Raw genomic sequence first — 15309 nt, 5'->3', positions numbered from 1 at the left:
CGCGGACGTCCCCCGCCACCCGTCAGGGGGCCCCGGAGCCGGCCCGCCAGGTCGCGGCGCCGATTCCGTGCGCGGCCCGGAAGCGGCGGGCGAAGTAGCCGGGGTCGGGGTAGCCGACCCGGGCGCCCACCTCGGCGACCGGGAGGTCGGTGGAGGCGAGCAGCCGCCGCGCCTCCCGCATCCGGCGCTCGGTGATCCATTGTTGGACGGTCCGCCCGGTCCCGCGCCGCACGACGGTCGTCAGGTGCCCGGGGGTGAGCCCGACGGCCGCGGCGACGTCGCGCAGCGACAGCCGGCCGGCGAACCGCTCCTCGACGACGGCGAACACCGCCGCGAGCAGCGGGTCGCCCGACTCGGCGGGTACGTCGTCGACGAGCCGGCCGAGTGCCACCAGCAGCAGGGTGAGGTGGGCGCGGGCGGCCTCGGCGTGACCGTCGCGCCGGCGGGTCAGCTCGTCGTCGAGGTCGACGAGGCGGGCCCGCCAGGTCGCCCGGTCCGCCGGTGGGACGCCGATCCGCTGCCCGCCCCCGCGGTGGCGCCCGACGAACGGCGCGAGCAGCGGATGGTCCTGCCAGGACGCGGGCGCGACCGCCTCCGCGGGGAAGACGACCGACCACAGCTCGCCGGGCGGCGTCGAGGTCTCCGCGGCGTGGTCGACCACGGCTCCGGGTGCGATGACGAACGCATCGCCCTCGGCGAGCCGCCAGACCTGCCCGTCGACCTGGTAGGTACAGGAGCCGCGCACGACGTGCACGAGGGTGAGGAAGTCGTGTGCATGCGGTCCCTGCACCCGCGGAAGCTGCACCGGACCGTCGACCCGGTACGCCGCGATCGGTACCGGCGTGTGTGCGAAGCCGATCAGCGGGATGTCCGAACTTCGTCCCATCACGGCCACGGATAGTGCCTTGTCGCCTGTTCGGTGGCCAGGGAGAGTCGCTGGAGAACACGAAGTTCGTCCGAGGGGATCCGATGACCACGCACGCCCACACGCCCGCGCTCGTCAGCTCGCGGCTGCTGCCCGGCTACGACACCGTGGCCCGGCTCGGTGGCGCCGTCCCGATGTACTGGCGTCTGCTGGCCCAGGCCGGCATCGGCCCGCGGGACCGCGTGCTAGAGATCGGCTGCGGGACCGGGAACGTCCTGCTGCGCGCCACGGAGGCCGTTCCGACGGCCACCGTGCGCGGCGTCGACCCCGACCCGGAGGCGGTCGCCATGGCCCGCCGCAAGGCCGCCGAGGCCGGCGTCGAGCTGGAGCTGCAGGTCGGTGTGGCCGAGGACCTGCCCCTCGACGACGGCAGCGTCGACCGGGTCCTCTCCTCGCTGATGCTGCACCACATCGCCGCCGACGCCCGGGTCGCGGCGCTGCGTGAGGCGCACCGCGTCCTGGCGCCGGGCGGGAGCCTGCACCTGGTCGACCTCGACCACGACCCGCGCACCGGCGGACGGATGCGCACCGTGAACAGGATGCTGTCGCTGCTGGCCCGCCTCGACCCGGCCCACCGCCGCTCCCGGCACGGCGCCCGCAGGGATCACGGCGGCCACGGTCCCGGCGGCCACGGCCATGGCGGCCACGGCCACGGGGCGCAGCAGCCGGTGCCGGAGCTGCTCGCGGCCGCGGGGTTCACCGACGCGACGGTGGTCGGGCACGGGACGACCAGGATGGGGCCGGTCACCTACTACCGCGCGGAGCGCTGAGCGGTCCCGTTACCCTCCCGTGCGGAAGCGTGGCAGAGCGGCCGAATGCACCCGCCTTGAAAGCGGGCGTCCGAAAGGACCGGGGGTTCGAATCCCCCCGCTTCCGCCACGGCCGCCGCCGATCACCCCCGCCGCCGGACCGCGTTCCCGTGCTTGCGGACGGCGAAGTCGTTCGCGTCGTCGAGCAGCTCCCGCACCCGCGGCCAGGTCGTGTCCGGCTCCACCACCGCCACCCAGTGGTATGCCGCGTAGACGGGATGCGGGAACAACACGTCGCGGGCGGCCGGGTCGATGCCCGGATCGGTCGGGAACAGCTCCCGGTAGCGCGCGGTGGGCAGCCCGATGTTGAGCCGGTACGCCCCCGGGCGGTCGAGGTCGGACGCGGTGTCGTTCACGTCGGACCGCACCACGGTCGCCCAGCCCTGCCGGGGACGCTGCTCGTAGTCGTGGTCCGGGTCGTGGATCGCGAACGCGTCCCCGTTGCCCTCGACGATCCGTGTGCCGGGGAACCCGGCCAGAACGGTGATCACCTGCTCGGCATCCATGCCGCCAGGTCAGCACCTTTCCATGATCGTTCGTCCGTTTGACGTGTCACGGATCACATCTTCTCGGCGACGACGGCGAGCCGATCGAGCGAGGCGCTCAGCCGGTCGGCGGTGGTGTCGCGGGCCCGCTTCTGCCGGAACGTGTCGTCCGGGTCGAGGCCGGTCCAGTCGTAGGTGCAGGTCACCCGGGTCGTGGCGTCGTCGACGGGCTCCAGCTCCCAGCGCCACAGGTGCCCGGGCGGCGGGCTCCCCGGCTCCGAGGGCAGCCAGGCGACCAGCCGTCCCTCGGTGAACTCGACGACCCGGTTCTCCCGCACGGTGCCCTGCGTCAGCAGCATCGAGAACACGTCGCCGACGGCGCGGACCCGCTGGCCGGGGGCGGCCTCGGCGAGGTTGTCGTTCCCGTCCCAGGACGGCTGGCGGGCGGGGTCGGCGATCAGCTCGAAGATCGTCGCGGGGTCGGCGGCGACGGTCCGGCTGCTGCGTACCACGGTCGGCGAGGTGTCGGTCACGACCGCAGTGGACCACCGCCCGGCCGGGAGCGGAAGATGTCGGACCCCGCTGCCACGATCACCGGCATGACCGACCGCGCCTACCCCCCGATGCAGGCCGACGCCCTCACCACGCTCACGGCCTGGCTCGACTTCTACCGCGCCACCCTGGCCGGGAAGTGCGACGACCTGACCGACGAGCAGCTGCGGACGGCGTCGGTGCCGCCGTCGTCGCTGACCCTGCTGGGGCTGGTGCAGCACCTGGCCGCCGTCGAACGGAACTGGTTCCGGCAGGTCCTGGGCGGCGAGGACGTGCCGCCGCTGCACCCGCGCGAGCCCGGGACCGGCCACGACGGCGGGTTCGAGCTCGGGAGCGCGGGCATCGTCGAGGCCCGCGCCGCCTGGGAGGAGGAGGTCGGCCGGGCCCGCGAGGTCGTCGAGGAGGCCGGGCCGGACGGAACCGGCTCCCTGGGCGGGAACGCGGTGTCGGTGGTCTGGATCCTCACCCACGTCATCGCCGAGTACGCCCGCCACGTCGGGCACGCCGACCTGGTCCGCGAGCGGATCGACGGGAGCACCGGCGTCTGAGACGGCCCGGCCGCGTTCCGCGGAACGCGGGTCAGCCGCCGCCGGGGTAGGTCGCGAAGGTCCAGAGGTTGCCCTCGGGGTCGGCGACGGTGCAGGCCCGTGTCGGGCCGCCCGCCGCGAAGGAGGTGGGGTGCGGCGCCTGCACGACGGTCCCGCCCGCATCCGCGGCGCGCCGGTGGACGGCGTCGACGTCGGCGTCGGAGCGGCACGCCACGTACACGGCGCCGGCGTGCAGGCCGGCGTGGACGCCGTCGTCGTGCTTCGTGCCGCCCAGCAGGACGGTCCCGCCGTCGCGGGTGAGCTCGGCGTGCACGACGTCGCCGACCTCGTCGTGGACGACGACCGATGCGGCGAACCCGGCCGCCTCGACCAGGAAACGGACCGCGGCGCCCGGGTCGTCGTAGTGCAGCACCGGCCAGACCGTGGAACTCACGACGCCGACGGTAGCGGCGTTCAGCAGAACCCGCGGAAGGTCCGGTCGGGCTGCAGCTCCGCGTGGTCGGCGTGGTCGGCGAACCCGGCGCGGGGCGACGGGAAGCCGGAGAGCACCGCGGCGGCGATCCGGAACGTCCGTCCCGGCTCCCCCCTCAGGTCGGCGACGACGACGGGGAAGTCGTGGTCGGCCAGCGCCCGCTCGTCGACGACGAGCAGCAGCGGGTGCCGCACGGGCAGCCCGTCCTCCAGCGCGAACGCCACCACCCGCTCCACCGACCAGTCGGTGAACATGTCCTCCATGACGACGTCGAACGACGTGCCGGTCGACAGCAGGATCCCCAGCAGCTCGTTCCACAGACCTTCGCCGGTGTCGGTGCACGTCCGGACCAGCGGCGTCCGACGCGTCTCGGGGAACTCCACGGTCGTCATCCTCCGTGACAGGGTGTCCGGGTGAGCAGCGCACCCAGCGTGGACGGCCGCCGGTTCGCCGGCGTGGACAACTCCGGTGACGGCGAGGTCGGGCGGACCACGGTCTTCGACTACCACGAGGCCGACGGCCTGGTCTGGGCCGAGTACGCCGGTGGCGCCGTCCGGCTGGGCCGGCTGGCCGGTACCCGCGACGGCGACGTCCTGCGCTTCCGCTACGTCCACGTCTCCATCGACGGCACCTCCAGCTCGGGTCGCTGCGAGGCCCGCCTCGAGGTCCTCGACGACGGGCGGCTGCGTTCCCACGAGACCTGGGCCTGGGAGTCGCGGCCCGGCACCGGGCACAGCGTCGTCGAGGAGATCACGGGACGAACGTGAGGCAGGCACCGGACGGGCCGTCGTCCTGCGGGGTCGGCCGCGTTCCGCGGAACGCGACGCCGACCTGCCCACCCGGCCGGGCGGGTCACGGGCCCTCGGTCACGCGGATCCCGCTGCGGCACGGCTGGTCCGCACCAGTCGTCGCGCCTCCTCGATCTCCGGCGGCCCCGGCACGTCCGGCAGCACCCCGGTGGCGGTGCGGAGCCCGCGCAGCGTGAGCGTCGTGGACCAGTCGGTCGTCGGCAGGCCGGGCAGTCCGTAGAGGCGCCGGGCCCAGCGCGGCAGCGTCGCCAGGGCGAGGGTGGACAGGCCGGCGATCCCGAGCCGGACCTGCAGCGGCGCCGCGCCCTGCGGGGCGAACAGGTTCCCGGCCGCGCGACGGGCCTCGTCGGTCATCCGCAGCCGGGGACGCACCGCGGCCATGTACTCGGCCATCTCGGCCACCGACGACGGCACGGTCGCCGGGTCGATGCCGACCACCTCGGCGGCCCGGACGCTCTCGGCGACGTAGGCGTCCGCCGAGTCGTCGTCGAGCAGGCCCGCGCGGCGGGCGACGTCGGTGTAGGACTCGATCTCCGCGGCGTGCACCCAGAGCAGGCCCTCCGGGGCGTCGATCCGGTAGCTCTCGCCGCTGTCCGGGTCGTGCCCGCGCAGCCCGGCGTGCAGTCGGCGGACGCGGGCGCCCGCGCGGTCGACGTCGGCCCGCGGTCCGAACGTGCGGGTCCCGACGAACTCGACCGTCCGCTGGAACCGGGCGTAGGACTTCTTCGGGTCGAACAGCGCCGAGTTCTGGTACGTCCCGCGCATCACCCGCGGGTCGAGCGACTGCAGCAGCAGCGCGCGCATCCCGGCGACCCACATCACGGGTTCGAGGTGCACCCGCCAGGTCACCGAGCGGGGGCCGAACAGACCGTGATCCACCATGTGCTCCAGGACACCCCGCCCGGCCGCGGACCGCACGTCGATCATCGGAACCCCGGGGGCGCCTCCGGGGGAACCCCGAGGGGGACCCGCACGATCCGGGCATCCTGGAGGCATGCTCCGCCTCGTCCTGAACGTGATCTGGCTGGTCCTGTCCGGCTTCTGGCTGTTCCTCGGCTACATGGTCGCCGGCGTCGTCGCCTGCCTGCTGGTCGTGACCATCCCGTTCGGCGTCGCCGCGTTCCGGATCGGGCTGTACGCGCTGTGGCCGTTCGGCCGTGAGGTCGTGCGCCGCCCCACGGCGGGGGCGGCGTCGACGATCGGCAACGTGCTGTGGATCGTGCTGTTCGGATGGTGGCTGGTCATCGGCCACATCGGCACGGCGATCGCGCTGGCGGTCACCATCGTCGGTCTGCCGCTGGCCTGGGCGAACCTCAAGCTGATCCCGGTCTCGCTGGTGCCGCTGGGCTCGCAGATCGTCGATTCGGGCCGGTACGTGCCGGCCGGTCGTCTCATGTGACGCGGGCGGCCGCCTCCACCGACCTGTCGGCGGTCCGCGGGGCGCGCGGCACGAACACCAGCGCCACCAGCGACACCACGCAGCACCCGACGATGTACCAGCTGATACCGGTGCTGGACCCGGTGCTCTGCAGGATCGCGGCCGCGATCAGCGGGGCGGGCCCGCCTGCCAGCACGGAGGCGAACTGGTAGCCGATCCCCGCGCCGGTGTAGCGGATGTTGGTCCCGAAGCTCTCCGCGATCAGCGCGGCCTGCGGGCCGTACTGCATGTCGTGGAAGACCAGCGACAGCACGATCGCGAGCACCACGAACCCGCCGACCCCCGTGTCGAGCAGCCCGAAGTAGGGGAACGCGAACAGCCCGGTGCACACGATGCCGATGCCGTACATCAGCCGCCGCCCGATGACGTCGGACAGGTGCCCGAACAGCGGCACGCTGACGAGCCCGACCGCCGACGCGACCAGCGTCGCGTTCAGCAGCTGGCCGCGCGGCAGGTCCAGCTGCTTCGTGCCGTAGGTGAGCACGAACGTGATGAACAGGTAGAACGGCGCCTGCTCGGAGATCCGGACGAACGCCGCGGTCAGGATCTCGCGCCACTGCCCGCGCAGCGCGAGGGTGAACGGGTTGCGCACGACCTCCCGCTTCTCCCGGACGGCGGCGAACTCGGGGCTCTCCAGCACCCGTAGCCGCACGTAGAGCCCGACGGCGACGAGCAGCAGGCTCACCAGGAACGGGATCCGCCAGCCCCACTCCAGGAACGCCGGCCCGGTCGCCGCCGAGGTCACCTGGACCACGGCGGTGGACAGCAGCAGGCCCAGCGGCACGCCCATCTGCGGCCAGGACGCGTAGAACCCGCGCCGGCGCACCGATCCCCACTCCATCGCCAGCAGCACCGAGCCGCCCCACTCGCCCCCGACCGCGATGCCCTGGGCGATCCGCAGCACGGTGAGCAGCAGCGGCGCGGCGACGCCGATGGCGGCGTAGCCGGGCAGCAGGCCGATCAGCGCGGTCCCGACGCCCATCAGCAGCAGCGTGACGATCAGCGAGGACTTGCGGCCGAGCCGGTCGCCGTAGTGCCCGAAGACGGCGGCGCCGATCGGGCGGGCGGCGAAGCCGACGAACTGCGAGCCGAAGGCCAGCAGGATGCCGGCGAACTCGTCCTCCCCCGGGAAGAACAGCTGCGGGAACACCAGCGCCGCGGCCGTGCCGTAGAGGAAGAAGTCGTACCACTCGATGGTCGTCCCGACGGTCGACGCGAACACCGCACGCCGCCGTTGCGACCGTTCGAGATCCGTTGCCTGCGCCATCCGTGTGCCCCCGGTCCCCGGCCCCGTTGCCGACGGCGAGCACTGTCACCCGGAAGCGTTGCGCAAGTCAACGTTGCGACAGGCAACGAACGGGTCTCGGTCCGCGCCGGGACCGGAAGGCGTTCCGCGGGACGCTCAGCGGAGGTCGACCTGGTCGTGCCGCCGGGCGACCGCGTCGACCTCCTCCTCGGACGGCGGTACGTCCCGGGCTGCGAGCTCCGCCATCTCCCGGCGACGGTCGCGACCCGGTGGCCCTGGAACCGGCCCGGCCGCGTCGACCGGGCCGCGCATCACTCCGGGTCGGTCAGGAACGCCACTCCGGCACGGGCGAGCAGGCCGGGGTCGTGGACTCCGCAGAGCTCGCGCGCCGAGTGCATCGACAGCACCGGGATGCCGACGTCGACGGTCCGGATCCCCAGCCGGGTCGCCATGATCGGACCGACGGTGGACCCGCACGGCACGGTGTTCTTCGAGACGAACACCTGGTTCGGCACGTCCGCGGTGCGGCAGGCCCGCTTCCAGGCGGCCGCGCCCGGTGCGTCGGTGGCGTAGCGCTGCACCGCGTTGACCTTCAGCGACGGCCCCCGGTTCGGCACCGACAGGTGGTCCGGGTCGTGCTTGTCCAGGTGGTTGGGGTGCGCGGCGTGCGTGACGTCCACCGACAGGCAGCGCGAGCGGGCGAACACCGCGTGCCGGGCGTCGAAACCGCCGGCCAGCCGGGTCAGCACCGTCTCCAGCAGCGGCCCTGCCGCGCCGGTCGCGCTGGCCGAGCCGATCTCCTCGTGGTCGAAGCCGACGAACACCGGGACGGTTCCCGGGGCCTGCTCGACGGCGGTGAGCAGCGCGCCGATCCCGGCGTGCACCGAGGCCAGGTTGTCCAGCCGCGGGGCGGCGAGCAGCTCGTCGTCGCGGCCGAGGGTGGCCGGCGGCGTCAGGTCGTAGGTGAACAGGTCGTGCGCCGCGACGTCCTCGGGGTCCTCGCCGACGCGCACGGCGAGGAACTCCACCAGGTCGCCGCCGTCCGGGTCGCCGAGCCCCCAGATCGGGAGCAGGTGCCGCTGCGGGTCCAGGGTCAGGCCCTGGTTCACGCCGCGGTCGAGGTGGATCGCCAGCTGCGGGATGCGCAGCAGCGGCCGGTCCACACGGACCGGGACGACCCGGCCGTCGTAGAGCGCGAGGCGCCCGGCGAGGCCGAGGTCACGGTCCAGCCAGGAGTTCCACAGCGCGCCGCCGTAGACCTCCACCCCGACCTGGCGCCACCCGGCCACACCGACGTCGGGGTTCGGCTTGACCTTGAACCCGGGGGAGTCGGTGTGCGCGGCGAAGATCCGCAGCGGGGCGCCCGGCCCGGACGCGGGCTGCCACCAGGCCAGGATCGTGCCGTCGCGGACCAGGTAGCGCCCGCCCGGCCCGTCCGCCCACGGCTCGTCCTCGCGCTGCTCGGTGAAGCCCGCCGCGGACAACCGGCGCACCGCCTCGGCCACCGCGTGGTACGGCGACGGGCTCGCGGTGAGGAACGAGGCGAGATCACGTGCAGCGTCGGTCACGTGGGGCATCCTGGCAGCAATGACCGACAGCTTCGACGTGGTGGTGGTGGGCGCGGGGTCCGCGGGGTGCACCCTCGCGGGCCGGCTGGCCGGGCGCGGTGTGCGCACGGCGCTGGTCGAGGCGGGCGCCGTCGTCGTCCCACCGGACTCGACGCCGATCGCCTCGCTCGCCGCGACCGCCCCCGGCCACGTCCTGAACTGGGCCTACCGGGCGACGCTGTGCCAGGGCCGGGAGTGCACCGTGCCGCGCGGACGCGTGCTGGGCGGCTCCGGCGCGATCAACGGCGGCTACTTCGTGCGCGCCGTCCCGGCGGACTTCGCGGACTGGGGCGTCCCGGGGTGGTCCTACGACGACGTCCTGCCGTACTACCGGCGGCTGGAGCGCGACCTCGACTTCTGCACCTCCGACCGGCACGGCGACGCCGGTCCGCTGCGCATCTCACGGCCCTCGGGCCGGCTGCGGGCCGCGACGACCGACCCGTTCCTGGCCGCCTGCCTTGCGCTCGGCCACCCCGAGGAGCCGGACAAGAACGCCGGTGGCCCACCCGGAGCGGGTCCGATCCCGACCAACGCCGTCGACGGGCGCCGGGTCAGCGCCGCCACCGCCTACCTGCCGCCGCCGTGGGGGAACGCGGAGTGGAAGGACGCGCTGACCGTGTTCGGGGGGACCCCGGTCGAGACCCTGGTGCTCGACGGCGACCGGGTCACCGGCGTGCGCGTCGGTGGTCGCACCCTGTACGCGGCCGAGACCGTCGTGACGGCGGGCGCGGTCGGCACCCCGGCGCTGCTGCAGCGCTCCGGGATCGGGCCGGAGGACACCCTGCGGGCCGCGGGCGTCGCGGTGGCGCACGAGCTGCCCGGGGTCGGGCGTGGCTGGTCGGACCACCCCGCGGTGTTCCTCCCGCTGCGCAGCGGGCTGCCGGACCCGCCCGCCGACGCCGTCGCCGCGCAGGCCGCGCTCAACCTCGACTCCGGGACCGACCCGGCCGGTGACCTGGAGATCCTGCTGTTCGCGCACCCGTTCGCACCCGGCGGTCCCGCGCATCTGATGTGCGCGGTGCAGCGCCCGGACAGCCTCGGGATGCTCGCCATCACCTCCCCGGACCACGACGACCCGCCCCGGCTGGACTTCCGCTACCTGCGCACCACCTCCGACCGGCACCGGATGCGGGCCGCGGTGCGGATCGCCGCGGAGATCCTGCGCGCCGCGGGCTGGGACCGCGCGGGCCCCGACGACGGTGGCCCCGCCGGCTGGGAGCTCGGCAACGACACCCGGCTCGACGGCTGGATCCGCGACCACCTGACGACCTCGGTGCACCTGTCGGGCAGCGCCGCGATGGGCTCCGGGCCGGACGCCGTCGTCGACGCCGGCCTGCGGGTGCACGGTCTGGCCGGGCTCCGGGTGGCGGACACCTCGGTCCTGCCCCGCGCGCCGCGGCGCGGACCGGCCGCGACCGCGATCATGATCGGGGAGCGCGCCGCCGACCTGGTGTGCGGCATCGAGGGGGAACACCGTGCATGACGAGGTCACCGTCCACATGGCGGCGCCGGCCGAGCGGATCTGGGAGCTGGTCTCCGACATCCGCAACACCGGCCGGTTCTCACCCGAGACCGTCGACGCGCAGTGGCTGGGCGGCGCGACCGGTCCGGCCGTCGGTGTCCGGTTCCGCGGCAAGGTCGTCCGCAACGGACGCGGCCCGACCTACTGGTCGGAGTGCGAGATCACCGCCTGCGAGCCGGGCCGCGAGTTCGGCTTCGTCGTGCTCCTGCCCGGCGGCCGGCGGATCAACCACTGGCACTACCGGTTCACCCCGGCCCCCGCGCCGGACGGCACCGCGGGCACCGACGTCACCGAGTCCTTCCGGCTGGAGCCCTCGGCCGCCACCCGGCTCTACTGGACGCTGCTGGGGTGGGCCCGCGGGCGCACCAATCGCGAGGGGATGCGAACGACCCTGGAACGCATCCGTGCGGTGGTGGAGGATCCCGCGGTGTGATCCGTCCCGCCCGCGTCGCCGACGTCCCCGCCCTGCGTGAGATCGAGCGCGCCGCGGGGGAGACGTTCCGGGAGATCGGGCTCGACGTCGTCGCCGACGAGGAGCCGCCACCGGCCGCGGTACTGGCCGCGTACGTGGTGGCGGGGCGGGCGTGGGTGGCCGAGAGGAGCGCAGGCGGAACGAGCATCGGTGCCGAGAGGAGCGCAGGCGGAGCGAGCATCGGTGCCGAGAGGAGCGCCGGCACCGGGCTCGTCGGGTACCTGATCGCCGACCTCGTCGACGGCTGTGCGCACGTCGAGCAGGTGTCGGTGCTGCCGTCGCAACGCGGACGGCGGATCGGGGAGGGCCTGGTCGAGCACCTCGCGGGCTGGGCCCGGGACCGCGGCCTGCCCGCGCTGACCCTCACCACCTACCGGGACGTGCCGTGGAACGGCCCGTACTGGGTGCGGCTCGGCTTCCGTGAGCTGATCGCGCCCGGCCCGGGGCTGCGCGCGATCCGGGAGCACGAGGCCGCGCGCGGTCTCGACGTGTGGCCGCGGCTCGCGATGCGCCGTGAACTGGCCGGTTCCTGACGGTCCCCGGCCGTAGGGTCGGGCCCATGAGCAACCCGTTCCTCGCCCCGAGCGCGCTGCCGTGGGGGCTGCCCGACACCTCCCGGATCACCGACGAGCACTACCTGCCCGCGTTCGAGGCCGGGACGGCCGAGCAGCGCGCCGAGGTGGCGGCGATCGTCGCGCGGGAGGGCGGGCCGACCTTCGACGACACCGTCGTCGCCCTGGAGCGCTCCGGTGCCACGCTGGACCGGGTGGCGCGGCTGTTCTACACGCGCGTCTCGGCGGACTCCTCACCCGCGGTGCGCGAGATCGAGGCGCAGGTCGCGCCGATGCTCGCCGCCCACGCCGACGCGATCGCGCTGGATCCGGGCCTGTTCGCCCGGATCGACGCGCTGCACGCCCGTCGCCACGACCTCGGTCTCGATGCCGAGTCGCTGCGGCTGCTCGAGCGCCACCACCGCGACATGGTGCGCGCCGGGGCCCGGCTCGGCCCCGAGGAGCAGGTCCGGCTGCGGGAGCTGAACGCCGAGCTGTCCGGGCTGACCACCCGGTTCGGTGCGGCGCTGCTGGCCGGGGCGAACGCCGCGGCCGTGCACGTCACCGACCGCGACCGGCTCGGTGGCCTGTCCGACGACGCGGTCGCCGCTGCCGCGACCGCCGCGGCCGAACGCGGTCACGACGACGGCTGGCTGATCACCCTGGTCCTGCCGACCGCGCAGCCCGCACTGGCGGTGCTCACCGACCGGTCGCTGCGCGAGGAGCTGTTCCGTGCGTCCACCGGGCGCGGTCAGGGCGGCGAGCACGACACCCGTGACACCGTCCTCGCGATCGTGCGGCTGCGCGCCGAGCGGGCCGCGCTGCTCGGGTACCCCGACCACGCGTCGTACGTGATCGACGACGCGACCGCGGGGACGGCGGAGGCCGCCGTCGCGATGCTGGAGTCGCTGGTCCCCGCCGCCGTCGCCAACGCCGACCGGGAGGCAGCGGAGCTGGCCGGCGGTGTCGAGGGCGACCTGGAGCCGTGGGACTGGGCGTTCGAGGCGGAGCGGATGCGCCGCGAGCGCTACGCCGTCGACGACGCCGCGCTGCGCCCGTACCTGGAGCTCGACCGGGTGATCACCGACGGCGTGTTCCGCGCCGCGTCCGGGCTGTACGGGATCACCTTCACCGAGCGCACCGACCTGCCCGCCTACCACCCGGACGTGCGCTGGTGGGAGGTCCGTGACAGCGACGGCGAGCCGCTCGGGCTGTTCGGCGCCGACCTGTGGGCGCGGCCGTCGAAGCGCGGCGGGGCATGGATGAACTCGCTGGTCGACCAGTCGTCGCTGCTGGGGACGCGGCCTGTCGTGCTGAACACGCTGAACCTGAACAAGCCCCCGGCCGGGGAGCCCGCGCTGCTCACCCTCGACGAGGTCCGCACCCTGTTCCACGAGTTCGGGCACGCCCTGCACGGGCTGTTCTCCGAGGTGGAATACCCGACGTTCGCCGGGACGTCGGTGCCGCGCGACTTCGTCGAGTTCCCCAGCCAGGTCAACGAGATGTGGCTGGAGGACCCGCAGGTCCTCACCTCGTTCGCCCGCCACCACGTGACCGGCGAGCCGCTGCCCGACGAGCTGCTGGCCGCGTCGCAGGCCGCCCGCGGGTACGGCGAGGGCTTCGCGACGACGGAGTACCTGGCCGCGTCGCTGCTGGACCAGGCGTGGCACCGGCTGTCCCCGGCCGAGGCCGCCGGGATCACCGACGTGCTCGCGTTCGAGCAGCAGGCGCTGGAGGCGGCCGGGGTCGCGCACCCGCTGGTCCCGCCGCGCTACCGCAGCACCTACTTCAACCACGTGTTCGGCGGCAGCGGGTACGCGGCGGCGTACTACTCCTACATCTGGGCCGAGGTGCTCGACGCCGACACCGTCGCCTGGTTCGGCGAGCACGGCGGCCTGCGCCGGGAGAACGGCGACCGGTTCCGCCGCGAGGTGCTGTCCCGCGGCGGCGCCGTCGACGCGATGGAGGCCTACCGCGCGTTCCGCGGCCGCGACCCGGAGATCGCGCCGCTGCTGGCGCGGCGCGGTCTGGCCGGCTGACCCGGCACACACGACCGCCCGCCGTCCGGTGGGGAGCGCCGGGCGGCGGGCGGTCGTGGTGCGGAGTGCTACTTGTACTGACGCATCCAGGCGACCCGCATCTCCGACGGCTCCGGCGAGCCGCCGTCGGGGAAGTAGTCGAGCTGGATCGTGGCGTGCATCGGACCCGGGGGGAACGTGCTCGGGTCCTCGGAGCGGAACCACTCGACGCCGTCGACGTAGCCGACGATCGCGTCCGGGGTCCACTCCACGGCGTAGTTGTGCCACTGGGTGATGTCGAGCTGCTTCTTGGCGTCCTTCTGCGAGTTCGAGCTGCCGTAGTGCAGGAAGAAGGACACGTCGTCGCTGGCGCTGGTGGTCTCGGCGAAGTCGATCTCGCCGCCCTCCGGCCAGGACACCTCGCTCGGCCACAGCAGCAGCACCGGGTGGTACTGCTTGTCGCCCTTGGGGAACTGGGCGCGCATCTCCCACTTGCCGTACTTCTGGGAGGTGCCCCAGGCCATGCCGCCGGTGTTGCCCTGCGAGTCGCCGCGGATGACGAGGTTGCCGTTCTCCACCGAGATCGCGTCGGAGGTGCGGCGGCCCTGGCCGTCGTGGCCCTCGCCGTTGTAGGGCGACCAGTTGCTGCCGAGGGTGTTGCCGAGGAACTCGTCGCCGCCGATGGCCTGCCAGCCCATCTTCAGCGCGGCCTGGATGCCGTCGCCGGCGACCTGGACGGCGCCACCGACCGGACCGGCGGCGGGGGCTCCGCCCGAGTTCCCGGAGCTCCCGGAACCACCGGAGTTCGCGGCGGCCCGTGCCCGCTCGGCAGCCTCGCGGCGGCGCTGTTCGGCGCGCCGCTCGGCGGCCTCCTGCGCGGCCAGGGCCTGGCCGATCTGGCCGGACGCGCCCTGCGCGGCATCGCCGAGTGCGGAGCCGCCCCCGTTGGCCAGCACCGGGCCGGCGGACAACGCGGTGTCCGACGCCGACCGGCGCGACGAGTCGTTCACCATCGCCGCGGACAGCGACGGGTCCTCGGTGCCGGGCTGCAGCAGCGTCAGCACCATCGTCGCGGCGAGCACCGCGGCGGCGCCGACGCCCAGCGGGGCGAACCGGCGGACACGGGAGCGGGCGGGTCGTGACCGGTCGATCGCGACGACCGAGCCCGTCCCCGACACCTCGGGTTCGTGCAGGCCGGCGATGGCCCCGCCGGTGACCTCGGTGCGCGGTGCGGGCACCTCGGCCTGCGGGGACGCGGGCTCCCCGGTCCCCGACGACCCGCCGAACAGCTCCACACCGGACAGCCCGGCCGCCGACGACGGCGCGGACCGCCGCGCGCGACGGCCCGGGGTCCGGGTGGTGGGCGCGGCGTGCGCGCCCGTCCCGGTCACCGCGGTGCCCCCGGCGACGGTCTCGTCCCCGGCGGCCGCGGTGTCCCCCGCGGCGGCGTGCGCCCCGGTGCCGGTGACGGCGCGGGAGCCGCTGCCGGTCGCGTGGCCGCCCGGCGCCCACGGGCCGGGGTCGGCCGTGTCGGCCCAGGTGATCCGCCCGGCGTCCGCCGTCGTGGCACCGGTGGGGGAGTCCGCCGTGACGGCGGCACCGGTGTCGTCGGGGTCGGCGTCGTCGTACCCGGCGTCGAGGACGCGGTGCCGCCCGGAGGCGCTCACCCGGTCCTCGAGCAGGGTGGCCGCGGGTACGGCGGATCGGGCCGTGTCGTCCGCCGGGGCGGAGGACACGGCATGCCTGCCCCGGGGAGACGGCACAGAGGGGGAGCTGTGCTCGGCGGCGAGTCGCGCGATCAGGTCGCGGGGGTCGACCTGATCAGCCGCAGCGGAACTCTTCCGTCGCATGAGGA

General features: G+C 74.6%; 17 protein-coding genes and 1 tRNA gene. 9 read left to right on the top strand and 9 right to left on the bottom strand.

Going from position 1 to position 15309, the window contains the following annotated elements; translation table 11 throughout:
- Window positions 1-22: 22 nt before the first annotated feature.
- Window positions 23-886, bottom strand: a complete 864-nt coding sequence (locus tag ND486_RS06160) for an AraC family transcriptional regulator (RefSeq protein WP_251783210.1) — start codon at window positions 884-886, stop codon at window positions 23-25.
- Between the two features lie 83 nt (window positions 887-969).
- Between ND486_RS06160 and ND486_RS06155 the strand changes: the two genes are divergently transcribed.
- Window positions 970-1695, top strand: coding sequence for a class I SAM-dependent methyltransferase (locus ND486_RS06155; RefSeq protein WP_251783209.1), 726 nt, complete (start codon window positions 970-972; stop codon window positions 1693-1695).
- Between the two features lie 23 nt (window positions 1696-1718).
- Window positions 1719-1804 (top strand) — tRNA-Ser (locus tag ND486_RS06150).
- A 13-nt stretch (window positions 1805-1817) separates the two neighbouring features.
- Here ND486_RS06150 and ND486_RS06145 read toward each other — a convergent pair.
- A complete protein-coding gene (locus tag ND486_RS06145) occupies window positions 1818-2240 on the bottom strand; it encodes a DUF6194 family protein (protein ID WP_251783208.1) in 423 nt (140 codons plus the stop codon).
- A 53-nt stretch (window positions 2241-2293) separates the two neighbouring features.
- Entirely contained in the window at window positions 2294-2752 is a 459-nt protein-coding gene (locus tag ND486_RS06140) for an SRPBCC family protein (RefSeq protein ID WP_178376646.1), read from the bottom strand.
- A 36-nt stretch (window positions 2753-2788) separates the two neighbouring features.
- Here ND486_RS06140 and ND486_RS06135 point away from each other — a divergent pair, with 36 nt between their 5' ends.
- The gene (locus tag ND486_RS06135; protein ID WP_374231381.1) at window positions 2789-3319 is read left to right on the top strand and encodes a DinB family protein; all 531 of its coding nucleotides are present in this window, start codon (window positions 2789-2791) and stop codon (window positions 3317-3319) included.
- A 31-nt stretch (window positions 3320-3350) separates the two neighbouring features.
- Here ND486_RS06135 and ND486_RS06130 read toward each other — a convergent pair whose 3' ends face one another.
- Together ND486_RS06130 and ND486_RS06125 are read right to left on the bottom strand one after the other, a co-directional pair.
- Window positions 3351-3752 carry a VOC family protein gene (locus tag ND486_RS06130; protein WP_062399291.1) on the bottom strand — a complete coding sequence of 134 codons (402 nt, stop codon included), beginning with the start codon at window positions 3750-3752 and terminating at the stop codon, window positions 3351-3353.
- Window positions 3753-3772: 20 nt separating this feature from the next.
- Window positions 3773-4183 carry a hypothetical protein gene (locus tag ND486_RS06125; protein WP_251783207.1) on the bottom strand — a complete coding sequence of 137 codons (411 nt, stop codon included), beginning with the start codon at window positions 4181-4183 and terminating at the stop codon, window positions 3773-3775.
- Between the two features lie 21 nt (window positions 4184-4204).
- Between ND486_RS06125 and ND486_RS06120 the strand changes: the two genes are divergently transcribed.
- Window positions 4205-4558 carry a hypothetical protein gene (locus ND486_RS06120; RefSeq protein WP_251783206.1) on the top strand — a complete coding sequence of 118 codons (354 nt, stop codon included), beginning with the start codon at window positions 4205-4207 and terminating at the stop codon, window positions 4556-4558.
- A 99-nt stretch (window positions 4559-4657) separates the two neighbouring features.
- Here the strand turns inward: ND486_RS06120 and ND486_RS06115 are convergent, their stop codons facing one another.
- A complete protein-coding gene (locus ND486_RS06115; protein ID WP_251783205.1) occupies window positions 4658-5527 on the bottom strand; it encodes an oxygenase MpaB family protein in 870 nt (289 codons plus the stop codon).
- Window positions 5528-5594: 67 nt separating this feature from the next.
- On the opposite strand from ND486_RS06115, the gene ND486_RS06110 reads away from it, so the two are divergent.
- On the top strand, window positions 5595-5999 hold the full coding sequence (locus ND486_RS06110; RefSeq protein WP_251783204.1) for a YccF domain-containing protein: 405 nt from the start codon (window positions 5595-5597) through the stop codon (window positions 5997-5999).
- Here the strand turns inward: ND486_RS06110 and ND486_RS06105 are convergent.
- Entirely contained in the window at window positions 5992-7305 is a 1314-nt protein-coding gene (locus ND486_RS06105) for an MFS transporter (RefSeq protein ID WP_251783203.1), read from the bottom strand. The genes ND486_RS06110 and ND486_RS06105 overlap by 8 nt on opposite strands.
- A gap of 290 nt (window positions 7306-7595) precedes the next feature.
- Entirely contained in the window at window positions 7596-8852 is a 1257-nt protein-coding gene (locus tag ND486_RS06100; protein ID WP_251783202.1) for a M18 family aminopeptidase, read from the bottom strand.
- Between the two features lie 19 nt (window positions 8853-8871).
- On the opposite strand from ND486_RS06100, the gene ND486_RS06095 reads away from it, so the two are divergent.
- The 4 genes from ND486_RS06095 to ND486_RS06080 are packed head-to-tail and all read left to right on the top strand — an operon-like array spanning window position 8872 to window position 13475.
- Window positions 8872-10374 (top strand): GMC family oxidoreductase, encoded by a 1503-nt coding sequence (locus ND486_RS06095; protein WP_251783201.1) that lies wholly within the window; start codon window positions 8872-8874, stop codon window positions 10372-10374.
- Window positions 10367-10846 carry an SRPBCC family protein gene (locus tag ND486_RS06090; protein ID WP_251783200.1) on the top strand — a complete coding sequence of 160 codons (480 nt, stop codon included), beginning with the start codon at window positions 10367-10369 and terminating at the stop codon, window positions 10844-10846. The genes ND486_RS06095 and ND486_RS06090 overlap by 8 nt, the downstream gene beginning before the upstream one ends.
- Window positions 10843-11418, top strand: coding sequence for a GNAT family N-acetyltransferase (locus ND486_RS06085; RefSeq protein WP_251783199.1), 576 nt, complete (start codon window positions 10843-10845; stop codon window positions 11416-11418). The genes ND486_RS06090 and ND486_RS06085 overlap by 4 nt, the downstream gene beginning before the upstream one ends.
- Window positions 11419-11444: 26 nt before the next feature.
- Complete coding sequence (locus ND486_RS06080; protein ID WP_251783198.1) at window positions 11445-13475, top strand: M3 family metallopeptidase; 2031 nt, start codon at window positions 11445-11447, stop codon at window positions 13473-13475.
- A gap of 68 nt (window positions 13476-13543) precedes the next feature.
- On the opposite strand, the gene ND486_RS29590 is transcribed toward ND486_RS06080, so the two are convergent.
- Window positions 13544-15190, bottom strand: coding sequence for a glycoside hydrolase family 16 protein (locus ND486_RS29590; RefSeq protein ID WP_251783197.1), 1647 nt, complete (start codon window positions 15188-15190; stop codon window positions 13544-13546).
- Between the last annotated feature and the right edge of the window lie 119 nt (window positions 15191-15309).

It is taken from the genome of Pseudonocardia sp. DR1-2, from assembly GCF_023717215.1.
Taxonomy (GTDB): Bacteria; Actinomycetota; Actinomycetes; order Mycobacteriales; family Pseudonocardiaceae; genus Pseudonocardia; species Pseudonocardia alni.
Note: the sequence above shows the minus strand (reverse complement) of the source record. Positions and strands in the feature narration are given on the sequence as shown.